The 17,360-nt window shown below is 51.0% G+C and carries 21 protein-coding genes; 16 read left to right on the top strand and 5 right to left on the bottom strand.

Features of this window, described 5'->3' with window-relative positions; genetic code table 11:
* Positions 1–57 precede the first annotated feature (57 nt).
* On the top strand, positions 58–771 hold the full coding sequence (locus SNR34_RS19615; RefSeq protein ID WP_339278436.1) for a YwiC-like family protein: 714 nt from the start codon (positions 58–60) through the stop codon (positions 769–771).
* Positions 772–946: 175 nt separating this feature from the next.
* On the opposite strand, the gene SNR34_RS19610 is transcribed toward SNR34_RS19615, so the two are convergent.
* Both SNR34_RS19610 and SNR34_RS19605 read right to left on the bottom strand, forming a co-directional pair.
* Positions 947–1,372, bottom strand: a complete 426-nt coding sequence (locus tag SNR34_RS19610; protein ID WP_236411968.1) for a YlbF/YmcA family competence regulator — start codon at positions 1,370–1,372, stop codon at positions 947–949.
* A gap of 95 nt (positions 1,373–1,467) precedes the next feature.
* Entirely contained in the window at positions 1,468–2,457 is a 990-nt protein-coding gene (locus tag SNR34_RS19605) for a multicopper oxidase domain-containing protein (protein ID WP_339273083.1), read from the bottom strand.
* Positions 2,458–2,857: 400 nt separating this feature from the next.
* Between SNR34_RS19605 and SNR34_RS19600 the strand changes: the two genes are divergently transcribed.
* The 11 genes from SNR34_RS19600 (at position 2,858) to SNR34_RS19550 (ending at position 10,653) form a co-directional block, all read left to right on the top strand.
* On the top strand, positions 2,858–3,466 hold the full coding sequence (locus tag SNR34_RS19600) for a hypothetical protein (RefSeq protein WP_486180014.1): 609 nt from the start codon (positions 2,858–2,860) through the stop codon (positions 3,464–3,466).
* Between the two features lie 39 nt (positions 3,467–3,505).
* Complete coding sequence (locus tag SNR34_RS19595; RefSeq protein WP_486180013.1) at positions 3,506–4,162, top strand: hypothetical protein; 657 nt, start codon at positions 3,506–3,508, stop codon at positions 4,160–4,162.
* Positions 4,159–4,716: a hypothetical protein gene (locus SNR34_RS19590; protein WP_486180012.1), complete on the top strand. Its 558-nt coding sequence runs from the start codon at positions 4,159–4,161 to the stop codon at positions 4,714–4,716. Before SNR34_RS19595 ends, SNR34_RS19590 begins: the two co-directional genes overlap by 4 nt.
* Before the next feature lie 98 nt (positions 4,717–4,814).
* Positions 4,815–5,576 (top strand): SMI1/KNR4 family protein, encoded by a 762-nt coding sequence (locus tag SNR34_RS19585; protein ID WP_486180011.1) that lies wholly within the window; start codon positions 4,815–4,817, stop codon positions 5,574–5,576.
* The gene (locus SNR34_RS19580) at positions 5,573–6,421 is read left to right on the top strand and encodes a hypothetical protein (RefSeq protein WP_486180010.1); all 849 of its coding nucleotides are present in this window, start codon (positions 5,573–5,575) and stop codon (positions 6,419–6,421) included. The genes SNR34_RS19585 and SNR34_RS19580 overlap by 4 nt, the downstream gene beginning before the upstream one ends.
* A gap of 105 nt (positions 6,422–6,526) precedes the next feature.
* Entirely contained in the window at positions 6,527–6,874 is a 348-nt protein-coding gene (locus tag SNR34_RS19575) for a hypothetical protein (RefSeq protein ID WP_486180009.1), read from the top strand.
* Between the two features lie 48 nt (positions 6,875–6,922).
* Positions 6,923–7,351: a hypothetical protein gene (locus tag SNR34_RS19570; protein WP_486180008.1), complete on the top strand. Its 429-nt coding sequence runs from the start codon at positions 6,923–6,925 to the stop codon at positions 7,349–7,351.
* Positions 7,352–7,379: 28 nt separating this feature from the next.
* Positions 7,380–8,003 carry an SMI1/KNR4 family protein gene (locus tag SNR34_RS19565; protein ID WP_339273075.1) on the top strand — a complete coding sequence of 208 codons (624 nt, stop codon included), beginning with the start codon at positions 7,380–7,382 and terminating at the stop codon, positions 8,001–8,003.
* A gap of 57 nt (positions 8,004–8,060) precedes the next feature.
* Positions 8,061–9,092 (top strand): leucine-rich repeat domain-containing protein, encoded by a 1,032-nt coding sequence (locus tag SNR34_RS19560; RefSeq protein ID WP_486180007.1) that lies wholly within the window; start codon positions 8,061–8,063, stop codon positions 9,090–9,092.
* A 106-nt stretch (positions 9,093–9,198) separates the two neighbouring features.
* Positions 9,199–9,645 (top strand): carboxymuconolactone decarboxylase family protein, encoded by a 447-nt coding sequence (locus SNR34_RS19555; protein WP_236411995.1) that lies wholly within the window; start codon positions 9,199–9,201, stop codon positions 9,643–9,645.
* A gap of 42 nt (positions 9,646–9,687) precedes the next feature.
* Positions 9,688–10,653, top strand: coding sequence for a sigma-70 family RNA polymerase sigma factor (locus SNR34_RS19550; RefSeq protein WP_486180006.1), 966 nt, complete (start codon positions 9,688–9,690; stop codon positions 10,651–10,653).
* An 82-nt stretch (positions 10,654–10,735) separates the two neighbouring features.
* Here SNR34_RS19550 and SNR34_RS19545 read toward each other — a convergent pair whose 3' ends face one another.
* Positions 10,736–10,909: a hypothetical protein gene (locus SNR34_RS19545; RefSeq protein ID WP_486180005.1), complete on the bottom strand. Its 174-nt coding sequence runs from the start codon at positions 10,907–10,909 to the stop codon at positions 10,736–10,738.
* 386 nt (positions 10,910–11,295) lie between these two features.
* On the opposite strand from SNR34_RS19545, the gene SNR34_RS19540 reads away from it, so the two are divergent.
* On the top strand, positions 11,296–11,994 hold the full coding sequence (locus tag SNR34_RS19540; RefSeq protein WP_486180004.1) for a DUF1361 domain-containing protein: 699 nt from the start codon (positions 11,296–11,298) through the stop codon (positions 11,992–11,994).
* Between the two features lie 9 nt (positions 11,995–12,003).
* Entirely contained in the window at positions 12,004–13,032 is a 1,029-nt protein-coding gene (locus SNR34_RS19535; protein WP_486180003.1) for a serine hydrolase domain-containing protein, read from the top strand.
* Positions 13,033–13,124: 92 nt separating this feature from the next.
* Here the strand turns inward: SNR34_RS19535 and SNR34_RS19530 are convergent, their stop codons facing one another.
* Positions 13,125–14,147 carry a serine hydrolase domain-containing protein gene (locus tag SNR34_RS19530; RefSeq protein WP_486180002.1) on the bottom strand — a complete coding sequence of 341 codons (1,023 nt, stop codon included), beginning with the start codon at positions 14,145–14,147 and terminating at the stop codon, positions 13,125–13,127.
* A gap of 346 nt (positions 14,148–14,493) precedes the next feature.
* Here SNR34_RS19530 and SNR34_RS19525 point away from each other — a divergent pair, with 346 nt between their 5' ends.
* Positions 14,494–15,567: an ankyrin repeat domain-containing protein gene (locus tag SNR34_RS19525; RefSeq protein WP_486180001.1), complete on the top strand. Its 1,074-nt coding sequence runs from the start codon at positions 14,494–14,496 to the stop codon at positions 15,565–15,567.
* 160 nt (positions 15,568–15,727) lie between these two features.
* Positions 15,728–16,315, top strand: coding sequence for a cupin domain-containing protein (locus SNR34_RS19520; protein WP_486180000.1), 588 nt, complete (start codon positions 15,728–15,730; stop codon positions 16,313–16,315).
* A gap of 89 nt (positions 16,316–16,404) precedes the next feature.
* On the opposite strand, the gene SNR34_RS19515 is transcribed toward SNR34_RS19520, so the two are convergent.
* The gene (locus tag SNR34_RS19515) at positions 16,405–17,292 is read right to left on the bottom strand and encodes a LysR family transcriptional regulator (RefSeq protein ID WP_236412004.1); all 888 of its coding nucleotides are present in this window, start codon (positions 17,290–17,292) and stop codon (positions 16,405–16,407) included.
* Between the last annotated feature and the right edge of the window lie 68 nt (positions 17,293–17,360).

Raw genomic sequence — 17,360 nt, 5'->3', positions numbered from 1 at the left:
CCTCTCTGTAAGATGATATTATGGAATGAATAGGAGGCTGGTTGCTTCGTGACGAACATGAAAATGGTTATTCCGCATGAGCATGGCGGCTGGGCCATGGTCAGTGTGCCCTTTCTGGTAGGCGTCATTGCCAGCAGCCCGCGATGGCTGCATATTCCGCTATTTTTGGCCTGGCTCGGCTTTTATTTGACGGCATATCCGCTGCTTCAATCGCTGAAGCGCAAAGCAGGCCGGGACAGGTTGTACAAATGGGCTGCCATCTACGGCACGGCTGCGTTGATCTGCCTGATTCCGCCGCTGATCGGGCAGCCGCAGCTGGTTTGGTTTGCCCCTGTATTGTGTGGATTGCTGGTCGTAAACATCTGGCATGTGCGACAAAAAAGGGAGCGTTCCCTGGTCAACGACCTTTGTGCGATGATCGTATTTTCGCTTGGCGGCGCTGCCGCCTATCTCATCGGTTCAGGTGGATGGGATTACGGTATGGCGATCGTGATGCTGTTCAGCTTTCTCTATTTTACAGGAAGCACGTTTTTTGTGAAATCGGTCTTTCGGGAACGAACCAATCGGCGGTGGACCAGGCTAACCCTAATCCTGCACGTCGTGCTGCTGCTCATCCCGGTGGCGATCGGATATCCATGGATGGCCTTGGCCTATGTTTTTCCGGCTGTGCGGGCCTTTGTGTATGCAGGGAAGCCGCTTAGACCGATGAAGACCGGCATCATTGAAATCATTGGTTCTGTCCTGTTCGTGGCATGTGCGCTTCTGTTGTGATGCCCATCATTTTATCATAACGCGTCCGTTTGACAGACCGGGTGATTTTAATCACAACTGACCTCGGCTTGAGACTCTCACCATGTTGACTGCTTCCATAGTCAAGCCAATGAAAAGAGAGTATCTGCTCAGATCGGAATCTGGCGGATACTCTCTTGGATTATGGACGGATCAATTAGTGACCACCGGAACAGCTGCCGCCGCAACCACATGTTTGTTTAGGCAGTTCTTTCTTCTCCGGCAGGCGGTTCAATTCCACCGATTTGGTGAAATAGTGGCTGATTTCTTGATGCAGCTGGCTGAACTCGCGCTGGGCATACAGGAAACGGCGGATTAACGGATGATCGTACAACGCGCGTTCGGCTTGCTCATAATGCTGGATTTCGGATTCCTGCAGCTCGATGTCCAGGCTTTCTTTTTGTTCCATGGCCTGATGCATCTCCATAAACCGTTCGTACTGGTCTGTCGCTTGTTCATCCGCGGCGAATTCGTCGATCATGGCACGCATTTCCCGATATCCTTCATCCTGAAGCAGTATAGTGCACAATTCCTGCATTTTGCTCATCAGGGGTTCCTTATTCAGTTTAACAATCGCATTCATGATATGACCTCCTAACCTTCTTGTCTTAACTGTATAGTGTAAAAGGAAGGGCTACTGTGACGATACTCACACGAAATGTTAATTTTACGTGTCTCTTAATGTTTCATGGGCGGACCGCCATGATCGAGGCCATCCTTGGTCACGCGAAGCACGGCGGAGGCTCCTTTGGAAGCATGGTTGAACTGATGCGTAACGATCGGATAATCGCCTTCTTCCGTGACGGTAAACTCCACTACGGCGCCGCCGCTCGCAGGAAGCATGACGGTCTGCATGCCGTACTGGATATTTTTTGGATTGCCGTCAATGTAGACCCGATCCATGATCGTGCCCACGATATGAAATGAGGATACTTCATTGGGGCCGGCATTGCTAATGTAAATGCGAACGTTGTCCCCTACCTTGGCGAGAAGTGGCGAATTGGTCAAACCGTAATCATTGCCATTAAATACGACGTAATCCGGTTGGTCGTTCAGGAACGATTCATAATCGTGTTCCTTGTACCATTCGCTCTGAACGAGCGTAAATTCACGATCGATCAGGTTCTCGGAAGGATAACCGTTCTTGGGTTCAACGATAATCATGCCGTACATGCCGTTGGCGATGTGGGCCAGCACAGGTTTGGTGCCGCAATGGTACATGAACACGCCAGGGGAAGACGTTGGATATGTAAACGTACCTTGCTCACCGGGCATAACATCGATAAATTTGCTGCTGGGCGAAGCATGCACGGCATGGAAATCCATGGAGTGCGGCATACTTTCATCCAGGTTCTTCAGCGTGAAAATAAGGGTATCGCCTTCCGTTACGCGAAGAACCGGCCCGGGAGCGGTTCCGTTAAACGTCCATGCATTGTAAATCGTGCCTTCGGAAATTTCGAGGTCGGTAACTTGGGCGGTCATTTCGATATATACGTTATTGCCGTCCCTGCGGATGACCGGGTCTACCGGCGGCTGGCTGACGGATACGGAAGCCGAATCGTTCTTAGGCTCCACATCGACAGTTTCGGCGGAACTGCAATGGGAGAGGGCAGCTGTAAACACGGTAAAGATCAAGGAAAGCTTGAACCAATTCAACCAAGTGAGCATAGGAACACAACCTTATTTAAGTGATCGTTTTCACAAATCAAGCAGCGAAAAGGCTGCATCAAGTATAGTCTGGCTTCTTTGAACGTACATGAAAGATGTTTTGTTCTATATAAAATACGATACAATGAGAAATTCGGGTGTGACGTGAGACACACTTCCCCATCGCGAAGAACTTTTGTGGACCTAGGACGTTGGTCGCGGATCGGAAACAAAGACCTTCGTTTCTTGTGCTGAATGATTGGCTTACTTATAATTTGAAGTGGTGGTCCGTATTTTCTCCTTTGAACAAGGGATTCGAAAAAATTGGTGGATAACAGCGATCGTAAGAGGGTACTGCGCTCGGAGTGGCTTATTGTGATTGATTAAGGCGGTTTCTATAGAAAGGGGGACTGAGTCCGACATGAAACGTTTCGAGGATGAAGGAGCCTACAAATACAGCTTCTATTCCGTTCTTCGCCGAGGGGAGCCGGTTGACGTTAGATGCCCAATGTGCAGGGGCCATGCTCAAATCGTGGAGAAGAACGGACAATTCGTATGGAGATGCAACCAATGTTACGCAGGCGCAAATGAAAAGCCGCTGCACGAATATCGCGCCAAGGGCAACTGCGTACAGTGCGAACGATGGTTTAATGTGCAGTTAACGGATGAGAAACGCACTCGTCACAAATCCGCTCACATTGATTGCCCGCATTGCGGGGCGACCAACCAATGCGAGCTGCAGCGCAAACCGGCATGCAGAAGTTATTACCCGGATACCCGGGACGGACGAGATCCGGTGTTCGGCATGGAACTTTATTTTCTGGATGACGTCAGGGGCAAGCTGGTCTGGGCTCTGAACCGTGCCCATCTGAATTATTTGATTTCGTATATCTCCGCCGATCTCCGTGTGAGACGGGCAAACGTTCCGCTCAAGACGGCATCGCATACCATTCCGGCGTACATGAAACAGGCCAAAAACCGTTCAGCCGTCGTTCGCACATTGACCAGACTCCAATACAAGACAGGATAAGAGGGCCATCAGGCACCTTTTTTGGGGGAGGGCAGACATATGAGAAAAGGCGCAAAATGGTTCATTGTATTGGTGGTATTCATTGTTTTGCTTATACCGGCCTATTTCATTGCTCAGACATACGGTATTTTTCAAAAAGAAAAAGTGTTATCAGATTATGCCCTGGCAGTAGACGTTGACGGCGAATCGTATAATGCTCTGCCGTTGGTGAACGGGTTTGCCGCCATGGACAAACAAGGTCCTGACCGGCAGCTGTACTACAGGGTGGATATGAGTCATATTCAATATTTGTTCCAACTGGCTTATGGAGAATATGCCATCGAGACGGGAGGAGACAATCCTTACCTTGCGGGAAGGGTGGATTATGAGATCTCTCAAACGGACTATGTCCGATCTGAAAATCAATACAAAAATGCCAATGACTATGATACGGTGTTGAATTTTTACGATCGGGACAATAGGCCGGTCTATACGTATCGGCAAACGGGAAAAGGAGACGGCGATCTCGTCAAGTCCATCATCCACCAAGGAATGACCCGTACCCATAACGGAGGCAGCGAACCTGCGCGTGATCCCTATCTCAACATCACCGCCCTGTTCCGCGATAAACTGGGGATAAACGTAAATCTGGAAGTCGATGAAGAACAGAAGATCGTAACGATCCACATGAAGCCAATGGAGGAGAATGAACAATGAACAATACAGGCGTACATAAAGGACCTTCCTATTTGGAAGGTTTGGTCACGGCGGTGTCCGATGAAAATCAACATGAGGTGGAGTGGCGCGGCAAACTGCAGACGGCAGACGGTCATGACAAGTTCCATCTTTTTTATTATGGGGACTTGCTGGATGATGAAGTGATCACTTGGGATGGAATGACGCCTTCGATCGTCTATGCAGAGCATACCGTAACCGGAGAACAATTTCTGTTGATCGATTCGGCCAAGCATGGGTACGATGCGATGGTATGCGAGACATATCCCGAGGAGGATATTGCCAATCGCCCGCTTCGTCCGTATTTGGACATTGAAGGAGAAGATGTGTTTGAAGTGCATTTGTCTGCCTTTTACAACGTCCCATGGGATGAAGAGTTCGGGGAAGAGGTCGATGAGGACGGAAGGTTCGAACTGATCACAGGCGAAAAAGTGGAATTCGAGCAAGTCCAGCGGGACGGGTACGACGCGTTTGCCATTCGGATCGTGAATCGCAAAGGGCTGGCAACCGAAGTGCTGCAGGAAGAACTGGCTTAACCGCCTATATAGGCCGCAAAAAACAAACAGACGCTGCGGTTTCTATAGATGAAATGTCGACATGTTCATGACGTTAATGATGGGAGGAAGCCATAAACATGTATATTGTGACTCGCATGCTCAACCCGGTACCCGCCGAGGAACTGGATTCATTCGAACAACGGCATGCCGTCACGCTGCCTCGTTCATACCGCAGCTGGCTGGGCACATATGGCGAAGGGACATACTCGGGATGGATGAACATACAGCGCCCCGATGCCGAGGTATTGAAACCCTTTGCCGAATATGACTTTTGGCTGCACGACGAAGAAGCGCCGATCAGCCAGGAGCAGATCGGGGAATGCATAAGCATCGGCAGCTCGGTCGATGGGGATTTTCTGGCGATTCATTCCGGCGTCGCAGGACTGCTGTGGCTTCCGCGCCACGATGAACGCATCCGTTTGTGGCACGACATGGAAGAGGGATTCGGCGAGCAGCTGAATCGAATCTACAGCGACGTGTACTCTGATGCCTCATTGGCCAAACCTCGGTATTTCGAGCCATGGAACGAGCTGCGGCAGCATACGTTTTACCATTATGCTGGAGCGAAGCAGGGAGGCTTGTCGCTGCAAGAGGTTGCGCAAGTATTCAAGGCCCGTTTTGAATGGGATGCTATACTGGAAAATCAGCATACATGCAAACTGTTTTCGGCTTCCATGGGTGGATATCTCCGCTTCAATTATGCGTACGGATCGGAGATCGCCTTATTTTATGAGGCGGGGACGAAAGCAGGCGGGGCGCCTGAGACGGAGATCGATCGTGTATTGCAGGAACATGACTGCAAGGCTATCAATCCTATGGGAGCGGAGGAATCATATTGAATTGGTTGAATGAACGCATTGCTGCGGCATGGCGAGCGGAAGGCAGGCGGTATGCGGACAATGTGAACGCATTTGTGCGTCGCAGCATGGCCGGCGAGCAGCCGGATGAATCCGAAATTGCGGAAGATCAGCGGAAACAGTGGGCCAAAGCGGTGTGGGAAATGGTGAAGAAAGCCAATGAAGCCGGTGAAATCAGTCGGCTTCGCGAGGAACTTCCTGCTGCGACTTGGCCGATGGCTGAAGCGTTTGACAAGCAAATGCAGCCTATCCGCGCGATCGGATACCTGCACGATGGATCTATCGTGTTCAGCAGCGGTTCGATGGCTCACCAGGGACGAGTATATACGGCCAACCGGCAAGGAGAGCTGCGCGGCACAGCATATACATTTGCCGGATGTTCCGCCGATCAGTTAGTATGGGCGCTTGCTTCTGCCGATGGCATTCATGTCGTGAGCAGGCCGGACGGGGCCTTGGAAGGCGAACGGTTAGCCACCTATCGTTGGGGAGACATTCAGGATCTGATCCATGAAATTCTGCCGAATACCGAGTCCTTTGCGGACTGCGAGTTCCCGGAGCGGACCTTGGAGCTGCTCGTCCCTCTGGAAGACGGAAAGGCGCTGCTGCTGCAATCCTATTATGGCATCTATCTGATCGAACCTAATAAAGTAGAACTGCTTCATCCGGATCTGGAAGATATCGAGGAATATGAACTCGAAGACACGCGTTTGGATATGGGGCATGCTGCGGTTTCCAGGGACGGCACATGGATTGCCTATGGAAGCCAAGCGAGTGAGCACATGCTGCTCACTCGCCGCCAAGGCCAAAAGTACATGTTCTATCCCTAATCGAGCTATCCGCACTATGCCGTTTTTTCTGGCGACAACCGGAATGTCTGGTTCAATTCCTGCCATTTCTACAATGGCGTTACGATCCGAATTCCTTTGGAAGAGGTGGAAGGCAACGAAAAAAGAGAGGATTGGCCTATAGTGGATGAGCATGCGCGCTTGTATGCCGCCGTTGAAGTCAAAGAAGGCATCGTTGTCGGAGATGCTTACGGTTATCTGCGCTGCATCGATCAGGCGGGACAGGAGCAGTGGCGTTATTATGTCGGCGGCACGATCTTTTCATTGGCGACCTCACCCGATCGGTCCGAGCTATTGGTAGGTACCTACAGCGGCATGCTTCATGTGCTGGATCTCGCATCGCCGGTCATGGATGAATACAGCATCGGTACGGGGACGCTGCGTGAGCGGGAACGGTTCGTATTGCTGCGCGGCGAGAACCCTGTGCGTTGGTAACCGCCTGTTAAACGGGATGAATGTATCACGGAAAGGGGAGGGATGCCAATGACGCGCGATGAAGCGGTGCTGCTCCTGAAATGCCATGCTTTTGCGTTTGATGACGTTCAGCACCCAAAGATGGAGCATGGTTTTCTGGGCAGTCTTCGCCCGTTTCGAGGCACCTTATTTGAAGAAAATTTTCATGAACTGATGGAGATTTTGCGGGTCCTGTCTCCGGATTTGTCGCAGCCGACCGCTGATCGGGAGATCATGTCCTGCTTGTGGAGCATCGTGCATCTTGGACGGGCTTGGGCGGTAGAACCGGAAGGCATGCTGCGCAGAAACGGATTGATTTCGCAGAAACAAATCGACCAGATGGATCAATGGCTGGGCATGTTATCCTATGCCATCATGATTCTATTGGAAGATGGCGGTGAAAAAGAAGCCTTTTGGGAGTATAGGGAATACGTTCGCGAGAATGCCAAGGAGCAATAACGTACATGAAAAGGAAAGGGGAAAGAGAATGAAGCCGGATGAGACGTCGGGATCGATAAGCCATGTCCATACGCTGATGGATGAATTGGAGTTTTTGTTGGAGGAAAAGGTCCAAGAGGCAGAAATTCGGGAGTTGCTTGACCAGTATCGGGATATTGGCGGGGCTTCGGCGGCAGAGCTAAACGCCTTTGAACAGGAGTTTGGCGTTCGCTTGCCTGCCGATTTCCGTGCGTTTTACGAGCGCAAAAACGGCAGCGGTTATGCTCTTCATGTGTTGTATCCCGGCGATGAAGAGGCGGGGGAATGGACGCCGTTTTATTTGATGTCGCTAGAGGAGATGCGGGATGGGATGCGAATGATCAGCGGGGAGAACCAGAGGCTGGACGAGTTTTATTCGGCAGAGGAAATCGGTAAACTGGACCCGGAAATCCGGCCTTATCTTTTCCACCAATCACGGGTTCCGTTTGCGACCATCGCCGGAGGTTCGCTCTATTTGATGTTGGATTTCGATCCGACGGAGCAGGGAACATATGGCCAGGTTATCGTTTATGTGCATGACCCGGACTTTGTTTATTACGTGGCGCCGACGTTCACGCAGATGCTGGAACAATCGAACAGGAACCTGAGCACGATGGAGGAGATTGATTATTGATCGGTCCTCCTGTTGCTGCAAAGAATGCTTGAATTGGACTCGAATAGGAGGTCGACGATGATACCGTTTCATACGGACCCGAGGAATGAAGCTTATGAACAGCTCATTGATGAGCTGATTAAGCGCACGGATCGCTTTATGCTGGTGGATCGGGGGTACTATGATGAAATGCCTTTACGAGTAAGCGAGGTATTGAGCAAACTGGAACCGTATCTGATCGAAAAATGTTCGATGGAAGAATTGATGCTCCGCAGCGGGGCCATGTATACCGAGGGAACGTACTACATTTTTCGCTGCACCCCGGAATCCGGACAGATTCTGAAACAGGAGGCCAGACGTTTCAAAGACTGGTTCTATCCCGATTTGCCGGATGATCTCTGTTTTTTGCAAAAAGACGGGAGTGATTATTTCTTCAGCGTCGCACATGAAGACATGTTCGGCATGCGCATCTCCGAAGAAGAAGCGATTCAGCTCATGGAGCGAATTCCCGGGCTCTTCTTTAGGCTCAAACGGCATGAGGAGCTGGACCGTCTACTTGATGACGCCATTCGAAATCAGACGGATCGTCTGGAGATCAGTTCTATGGGGATCCAAGCTATACCTGACCGTATCAAGGAATTGAAAGCGTTAAAAAGTCTGGAGATTGTCGAGCGGGATCTGTTCACGCTCCCGAAAGCATTGTTTGAACTTGCGTCATTGGAGGAATTAAGCATCATGACCGGAGATCTGGAAAGCCTTCCGGCAAACATTCGCAGACTAAAGAAACTGAAGCATCTGACCATATATTGCGGAACTTCATTCATTCAAGATTCGGATTGGAAGCCCAAACCGAAGCAGGATATCGCGTTGGATCGCATTCCTCCGGAAATTGGCGAGCTCAGCCAGTTGGAAAGCCTTCATATTGCGTACACTGCCATTAAGGAACTTCCTCCCGAACTGGAAAAGTTGGCCAAGCTGAAATATTTGAACATCTCCAACAGCCTAATTGAGAGTGTACCTGATGTAATCGAACGCATGCCTTGGCTGAAGAGCATCCATTTGTCATCCGCCGAATGGAGCTGGAAGAACGTATTGGATACATATTTCTGATGGATCTATGTCGCAGAAACATTTTTTTATCAGAAATCCTGAATCTTGTCACAAACCGGTCCCCTCGTTTGTCTTCAGTATGAAACCATAACTGGAGGCGAACCTAATGAAAATGAGAATGAACCACATGAAAGCCAGCCCAAGCACATATAAGGCGATGTCGGCGCTAGAGCAATACGTATCGGGACAGTTCGAAGACAAGGTATTGTATGAGCTGATCAAGATCAGAGTGTCCCAAATCAACGGATGCGCATTTTGCCTCGACATGCATGCGAAGGATCTGATGAAACTGGGCGATTATGCCGATCACATTTTGCTGCTGAGCGTATGGCGGGAGGTTCCGCTGTATACGGATAAAGAGCGTGTGGCGTTGGAGTTGGCCGAGACGGTTACGCTGATTGCGGGGAAAGGCGTGCCTGATGCATTGTTTGAGCGTGTGCGCGAACACTTTAGCGAAGCCGAAGTGATGGACCTTGTGATGGCGATCAACACCATCAACAGCTGGAACCGGATTGCCATTACGACCGGCATGTTCCCGGGATGTTATAAATAAGATCTTTCCCATAACCCAACGGTCCAGAGGAGGCCACAGACCATGAATATCGACACATCTGCCAATGCAACGGAGGGTGCTTCTCTGGACGTTGGCAAATTATACAGGCAATACAAGGCGTATGCCTTTTCGATTGCTTACCGGATGCTCGGCAGCGTCGTCGAAGCGGAGGATGCCGTCCAGGACTGTTTCGCTGCATTGCAGGCACAGGAGCAACAGCAGAGAGAAGTGGATGAACCCATTCGCAATCCCAAGTCCTATATCGCAAAGCTCATTGTAAATCGCAGCTTGAACCTGCTCGCTTCTGCCCGTAATCAGCGGGAAAGCTATGTGGGCGAATGGCTGCCCGAACCGATGACCGACCCCGGCCTGATGCCCGAGGAAACGATGGCGCAAAAGGAAATGATCTCCTATGCCTATTTGGTCATGCTGGAGCGTCTGTCGCCTGTGGAGCGTGCCGTCTTTGTGCTGCGCGAGGCGTTTGGGCACGAATATCGTGATATTGCCGAGTGGCTTGGAAAAAGCGAAAGCAACTGCCGCCAAATTTTCAGCCGCGCGAAACGCAATTTGCCGAGCAGCGTTCCTTCCATGGAATATGGCGAAGCCGAGCTTGCCGCCAAACAGAAATTGCTTTCCCGGTTCACGGCTGCATTCATGAACTATGACGTAGGGGCCATGATGGAATTGCTGGCCGAGCAGCCTATATTCACCTCCGATGGCGGAGGCAAGGTGCATACGGTCATGAGAACGATGAACGTGCGAAAAGGCGTTGTGGCCCTGCTGACCTCGCGGCGGGTTCTGAATGGACTGCGGCAAATGCAGTGGATGACCGTTCGGATCAACGGAGAGCCCCAGGCGGCTTTGTTTGTGGAGGGTAAGCTGAGGGCCGTGCTCTGTTTGCAGGCCGATGCATCGGGAGAGCGGCTTGAGGGATGTTATCTGATCGTAAACCCGGACAAATTGAGATCGATCAAAATAACACAGGAGAACATTGATCTCCAAGAATGAAGACCCTATCCGACATATTGACACACAAAGCGGCAGCACCCGAAGAGAAGGGGCTGCCGCTTTTTTCGCTGCGCATACAACTTTATTCTTCCGTAAAACGTTCATATAGTGATTCGATGATATTCCGAATTTCAGGAGTGAGCTGACCGTTGTTCTCGTCCAGGAGCGGGAGAATCTGTTCGATGGCATCCAGGAGCACGCTTTGGGACCCGGGTTCCCGGTTTTGTACGGCTTTTTCATAAGTCTCCTTGACCACAGAATCGATGCAGCGCTCTTCATCGTCGGCAGTCCAGTCGCAGGCCGGGCGAGTTATCGCTGTCGTTGAACAGATAACCTACGTATAACGAACCTTTAAGGTGGTTGGCCTGCTGCAGAAGTTTTCGGACACTCGGCACATTGATTTCTTTTACCAAAGCGGTATAGGTTAAATCGGAATTGAAATGACTCAACCCGTCGCCGGCAAACTAATCAGGCACAAAAAGGTTACGAATATTGTCTTTGTCTGCCAGTCCTTACGGCCTTTGATTGTTGAGTTTCGGAATGGTATGATCAGGTATATCAAGTAGAATTTTGGAATTTCGATAGAAATGAAAGACCGCCCAATATCGGAGCCGCAGGCTCGCATGAAATGAGGTTTGATCGTTGAAGAAGCTGAACTACATAAACTTGTTTTTCATCATGTGTGTATTAACTGCGGTCACGGTCGGATTATACTATGCCGCTGCGGATTGGCTGGATCAGCGCTATTTCCGCTTTTTGATCTGGAATCTGTTCCTGGCATGGCTGCCGTTCGTTTTTTCTTCGGTATCCTATGCCCTTGCCCATCTGAAATGGAAAGCGGCTGGGTGGCTGGCTGCTGCAAGCGGGCTGGTATGGCTGTTGTTTTTCCCTAATGCGGCCTATATCGTCACCGACCTGTTGCACCTCACCGTACGTAGCGGCAAATATGTTGCGGGTGACGAAATCCATTTCAGATACTGGTATGATTTGATTGTCGTCATGATGTTTGTGTGGACAGGGCTGCTGCTTGGTTTCCTGTCGATGTACCAGATTCATGAACTGATCTGGAGAAAGTTTGGGCGCATCGTGTCCTGGATTTTCGTGCTTGTCGGCTGCGCGCTTGGAAGTTACGGCATTTTGCTGGGCCGCGTCTATCGCCTGAACAGTTGGGACGTGTTAACCAACCGGGATATGCTGATCGAACTCATGCATGAGAGTCTTAGCCGGACTTCGCTGGCCTTTTGCATGTTTTTCGGAGTATTTCTATTGAGCGTATACGTGGCTATTTATGCGTTGATTCATCAGGGTCGGCGAAGGGAAAATCATGTTTCGAGGGAGTAGGTGATACGGATGATTCAAGGAAGCCGACTGGCAAACAAGGTATCGGCGGTCATGGAACAGCTTGATTTTTCAGGTATAGTGCTTTTCCGGAAAAACGGGGAAACGCTGCTCAACCTGACACGAGGGCATGCCCAGCGAAGCGATGAGCTGCCCATTATGCCGGATACCCGATTCGGGATTGCGTCCGGCTGCAAAATCTTTACCGCCGTAGCGATCGGCCAACTGGTCGAGCAGGGGAAACTGACTTACGAGTCCAGGCTGTCCGAGGTGCTGGATATCGACTTTCCGCTTTGGGATGAATCGATCACCGTGCATCAACTGCTGACGCATACCGCGGGCATCCCGGATTATTTCGACGAGGAGGAAATGCACGATTTTGCGTCCTTGTGGAAGGAACGACCGGTCTATGCGATGCGTGAACCCGGTGATTTCCTTCCGATGTTTCAAAACCTACCTATGAAGTTTGCGCCGGGCGAACGATTCCATTACAACAATGCAGGTTATATCGTGCTTGGGCTCATTATCGAACAACAATCGGGAACTTCGTTTGCTGAATATGTCGAAGAGCATGTTTTCCGCCGCTGCCAAATGGAGGATAGCGGTTATTTTGAAGCAGACCGGCTTCCTCGCAACACTGCAACGGGGTATGTGGATCATGAAGACGGGTCGTGGACATCCAATGTTTATGCGATTCCTGTCAAAGGCGGAGCGGATGGAGGGGCTTATACCACGGGGCCGGATATGCTTCGCTTTTGGAGTGCGTTGTTGAACCACGAATTGTTGAGCGGGGAAGGAACGAGTCAGCTGCTTAAGCCCTATAGCCGCCAGGAAGACAACGAGTATTATGGAAGAGGCGTATGGATTGATCTGGACGGTAAAGAACCATTCAAAATGCACGTGATGGGTTTTGATCCGGGCGTATCCTTTATGTCTGCCGTATACCCGCAGCAGAATGCACAGCTGGTCATTTGCTCCAATCGGGAATCGGGACCGTATCGGATCAGCCGCGCGATTGAAGAGGAATGGGATAAAGAATGAACGGTCAACCCAAAGAGCGAATTCAAATCGGACGGCTGTCCGGAAATGAATTCGCTCTTTTTTGCTCCCCTTTTTGGAGAGTGCGCGGTCCGTTATATGTTGGATGCTCCGTAGAGCATGGGCGCAATCAGGCGCGGAAATACGTCCAACGGCGGCTTGTCCCGTTTGCGCTTATCGTTGGTCAGCACGGTCACAAGCTCCAGCGCAGGCACGACGTAGACGTACTGACCGCCGAAGCCGCGCGCATAGTAGTAATCGAGTGAAGCGGCATCGGCAGCTTCTGCGCCCGTTGAGTGCTTCGTGCCGGATAGCTGTTCGGCAGCCGCCTTTGCTTCTCCGGGATGGGCATCCACCCACCAATGCCAGCCATAACGGCCGCGGTTCGGAGGCGTAACGTCGATGAACGGCTGGGTGGAGCGATGCACCAAATCGGTGGAGATGATTTGCTCGCCATTCCACATCCCCTGCTGCAGGAACAGCTGCCCGAATTTGAGCAGATCGCCCGGCCGCATTTTCAGGCCAAAACCTCCCGTATGTACGCCTTGAGGATCAGATTCCCACTCAACCGTTTCAATGCCCAAGGGACCAAACAGGAAACGTTCCGCGAATCGTGCAACAGGCATATTCGTTGCCTGCATCAATATGGCGGATAACATCTGCGACACGCCCGAATTGTATTCCATATAGGTACCTGGAGCGTGGCTCAGTCGCTGCTCCAAGGCAAAGTCGACCCAGCGCTCCGTACGGGTCATGCGCGGAAAGGAATTTTGCCCGCCGAATTCGTCCCAATCGAACCCGGCAGTCATGGTTAACAGGTGCTCAAGCGTTATGCGTGCTTTGCGAGGATCGGGATCATCCAGCAATGTCGGGAAAAAGGCGGAAATTTCCGTTTGCGGCCCGGATAACCATCCGTGATCCATCGCAATGCAAATGAGAGAAGACAGTATGCTTTTGGTGCATGAATTGATCTTGGCAATTTGCCCGGGGATCTCCGGGTTCCGGTAGTGCTCATAGATCGTTTCACCCCGCACGCTTACCAGGCAGCTGCGCAGATCCAGCGGGGGAATCATTTCGTGCAATTTGGACTGTATGTCAAATATTCCGGTAGATTTCATAAGGTCCTTTCCGAATCCGGTCTGCAGACCGACCGGCACTCTGCTGAAAAACGGATAGCCCTAATCTTATCATAAGATGAATGAAGTTCTCAAATTCCGCCATAGGATCGGTTTTCAGCCCCATTCTTGAGCGCTTGGGGCAAGATCGACAAAAAAATATGGGTGAAGTAGAAGAAGCCCGCCCGATGATGCGCTTGTGCGCATCTTTTTTGGCAAAGCCAAGCAGGACGTTCCCGTGTTTTGGGACAATTAGACGATGAAAGAGGCGGCCGCCTTTTGTATGATAAATATTTGAGGGTTGCTAGAACTGCAAAATAGGATCAAGATGCGCAAGGAGGGATCATTAATGTTCAAAATCGGCCATATGGGGAAATTCGAAACATTGCCCGCGATTGCGGAGGCGATCTGGGAGAACAACCTGCCTGTGGTGGAACAGGCGATAGATGAAGGCTTGGCGCTCGAAGAGCCGCTTGTGCTGAGCAAATACATAACCATGACTCCGCTGGATATCGCATTGACTTTGAATAAACCGGATATGGTGAAGCTGTTGGTCGAACACGGGGCGGAACTGAATGCCAAAGACCGACCAGCGATGCTTCAGGCGGCCCGTTATTGCGGGGAAGACGTAATTCGGTATTTGCATGAAAAGGGAGCAAGGCTCGACGGCCGCAGCAAGGTGAAATCCACCGCGTACGACGAGGCGTATTACGGCAACAAGAACAACATTCCCCTGTTCAACGAACTGGGGCTGGACATTCGGAAACATGCGGGCAAAACGCTGCGCACAGCGGTGTCGGATCACGACATGAAAACAGTCCGTTATTTGCTGGATCACGGCGTCGACATCAATTACAACGAGCCGGACATGGTGTATCCATACAAGGCGACCCCGTTAACCGTCGCTGCCCGCAACAACAATCTGAACATGGTTCGGTTTTTGGTCGAACAGGGGGCGGACGTGACGATTCAGGAGAAGGACGGAGAACGAGCCTATACCATCGCCGTATCGCAGAACAATGGGGAAATGGCGGAATATCTTAAGGCACATGAGCCGGAGGAGCTTCACAATGTGAGCAACAAGCTGTATGCCTTGAAAGGGTACAAGCTGCCACAGCCGCTGATTGATTTTATGATGGGCAATCCGGGCCGGGTGGATTTGCCAACCAACGATTCGGGCGTCGGTTATATTGAATTCTTTCATTTGGTCGATGCGGTGGAGATGAAATTAGGCCGAAAAAAGCTGCTGCGCCTATCTTCCCGAGTCGACCAGTATTCGCACATCGCCATCGTCTGGAATCCGGGCATGAAGCGGATCGGATACGTCGATCTTGAACATCAGGAGCAGGGCGACATCGCGGCATTGAACGATTTCCTGGCCGATCCGGGCCGGGAGTTTGCCCGTTTTATCGACGAAATGTGAGCCATTACAATCATGACAACAAGCCTGTCCGGCGCGTAATGCGTCAGCAGGCTTTTCTTCATTTGCGGGGCACATTCTTAGGGCTTCCGGCATGACTCTGCTCTAGGACGCATACAGTACAACAATGAGCAATTTGCCCAATAAAGGAGGTAACCGTGGCATGATCGATCCGATTTTGCAAGACCCGAATGTGCAGCTGGCGGCCGATTCCACAGCCGTGATTAATTATCAGCGTGATCCGCGCAACGTTGTAACCCAGCTGTTCGGTGAGCAATTGCCTGCAATCAAAAATGGATTTTTCAATATTCATATGACCAAAGGGATCATTGTGCAGCCACACTACCACATCAATTCAACGGAAATGGTCGTTGTCATTTCAGGCGAAGTGACCACGTCCGTGTTTGACCCGTTTACGCGCAAACGTTTGAATTACCGGCTGAAGCCAGGGCAGGTGTCGATCTTTCCGAAAGGCTGGTTTCACTGGTTCGTGGCAGAAACGGATGACGTGCACGTGCTGACGATCTTTGACGTGCCTACGCCGGATATCGTGCTTGGCGCGGACTTTCTGGCTGCGACGCCTCCGGAAGTGGCCCAGCGCGCGTACTGCCTGGATGAAGAGGCTTACGCCAAGGCGATCGCATCCATCAGAAGCGATGCTATTGTGGGTCCGCCCATCGGTTGTATGGACGCTGTGTCCGATCTGGGGACCAAAGGTTCCAACCTGCCCAAGAGGGAGGGCTGGGAATAAAATTTGTTTTCATGAGTTTGTCTCAAAGTTAGTTTGCCTCGAAAAACGAAAGAGCCTTTTCATCCTCCGCGGACGAAAAGGCTCTTTTCTTAATTTTTGAAAATAAGTTCCATAAATCGGCCTGCTGCCAAGGAAATAGGCATGTTGCGTTTGGTCATGATGCCCACCTGGGACGGCGGTAGAGTAACGTCCAGCTGCACTTCGAACAGAGAACCTTCTTCAAGTTCCTTGGTAATGAATTCGCGCGTCACATAAGAAATACCCAATCCCCGCCGAGCAAACTCGATCAGCAAATCAACGCTGCCGACTTCGATTTCGGGCCTTGGCGTGTAACCGTAACTGTTGAACAACTCCGTAATCGCCATCCGTACCCGGCTGTTCCGTGAAAAAAGGATCAGCTGATGCTCCAGCAGCTGCTCCAACGTAATGATTTTGCCTTTCAATTCGGCAGCGTAACGCTCCCCGGCAACGAATGTATCGTTAAGCTGCAGGCTTTCCTTGACCTCAAGCTGGGGATCGACGATCGGCATGCGCACGACGCCCAGGTCGATTTTGCCTTCTTTCAGGAACGTTATGACTTCCGGCGTCGTCCCATGGCTTAGGTGGAGCTTGATGCCCGGATATTGGGTATGGAACTCTTCCAGAAACGGGAGCATGTAATGCTTGAACAGCGAATCGCTGCCGCCCATGCGCAGCTCTCCGCTGTCCAGGCTTTTGAGCGCGGCCATTTTTTCTTCCGCCATCGAGATCAGGATCTGCGACTGCTCGATGTAGGAATACAGACTGGCGCCTTCCTGGGTCAGGGCAACGCCTTTGGACGTGCGATAGAAGAGCGTAAGCCCGAAGCTGTCCTCGAGCTGTTTGATCGCATGGCTGACGCTGGGTTGCGTAATGTAAAGCGCCTTGGCGGCCTGGGTCAGGCTTCCGGTTTTGGCGGCCCAATAGAAAACTTTATACAACTCGTAATTTGTAGTCATAGATATTATCTATATCTCCTGTGAAATATATTAATTACTTGTATGGCTCTGAAAAGTATTATAGTGGA

The sequence above is a fragment of the Paenibacillus sp. XP01 genome (assembly GCF_057364885.1).
This window is presented reverse-complemented; position numbering and strand designations above follow the sequence as displayed.

Coding starts and splice junctions, on each gene's coding strand:
- SNR34_RS19615 (WP_339278436.1), top strand. CDS start 58: ATGAAAATGGTTATTCCGCATGAGCATGGCGGCTGGGCCATGGTCAGT.
- SNR34_RS19610 (WP_236411968.1), bottom strand. CDS start 1,372: ATGAATGCGATTGTTAAACTGAATAAGGAACCCCTGATGAGCAAAATG.
- SNR34_RS19605 (WP_339273083.1), bottom strand. CDS start 2,457: ATGCTCACTTGGTTGAATTGGTTCAAGCTTTCCTTGATCTTTACCGTG.
- SNR34_RS19600 (WP_486180014.1), top strand. CDS start 2,858: ATGAAACGTTTCGAGGATGAAGGAGCCTACAAATACAGCTTCTATTCC.
- SNR34_RS19595 (WP_486180013.1), top strand. CDS start 3,506: ATGAGAAAAGGCGCAAAATGGTTCATTGTATTGGTGGTATTCATTGTT.
- SNR34_RS19590 (WP_486180012.1), top strand. CDS start 4,159: ATGAACAATACAGGCGTACATAAAGGACCTTCCTATTTGGAAGGTTTG.
- SNR34_RS19585 (WP_486180011.1), top strand. CDS start 4,815: ATGTATATTGTGACTCGCATGCTCAACCCGGTACCCGCCGAGGAACTG.
- SNR34_RS19570 (WP_486180008.1), top strand. CDS start 6,923: ATGACGCGCGATGAAGCGGTGCTGCTCCTGAAATGCCATGCTTTTGCG.
- SNR34_RS19565 (WP_339273075.1), top strand. CDS start 7,380: ATGAAGCCGGATGAGACGTCGGGATCGATAAGCCATGTCCATACGCTG.
- SNR34_RS19560 (WP_486180007.1), top strand. CDS start 8,061: ATGATACCGTTTCATACGGACCCGAGGAATGAAGCTTATGAACAGCTC.
- SNR34_RS19555 (WP_236411995.1), top strand. CDS start 9,199: ATGAAAATGAGAATGAACCACATGAAAGCCAGCCCAAGCACATATAAG.
- SNR34_RS19550 (WP_486180006.1), top strand. CDS start 9,688: ATGAATATCGACACATCTGCCAATGCAACGGAGGGTGCTTCTCTGGAC.
- SNR34_RS19535 (WP_486180003.1), top strand. CDS start 12,004: ATGATTCAAGGAAGCCGACTGGCAAACAAGGTATCGGCGGTCATGGAA.
- SNR34_RS19530 (WP_486180002.1), bottom strand. CDS start 14,147: ATGAAATCTACCGGAATATTTGACATACAGTCCAAATTGCACGAAATG.
- SNR34_RS19525 (WP_486180001.1), top strand. CDS start 14,494: ATGTTCAAAATCGGCCATATGGGGAAATTCGAAACATTGCCCGCGATT.
- SNR34_RS19520 (WP_486180000.1), top strand. CDS start 15,728: ATGATCGATCCGATTTTGCAAGACCCGAATGTGCAGCTGGCGGCCGAT.
- SNR34_RS19515 (WP_236412004.1), bottom strand. CDS start 17,292: ATGACTACAAATTACGAGTTGTATAAAGTTTTCTATTGGGCCGCCAAA.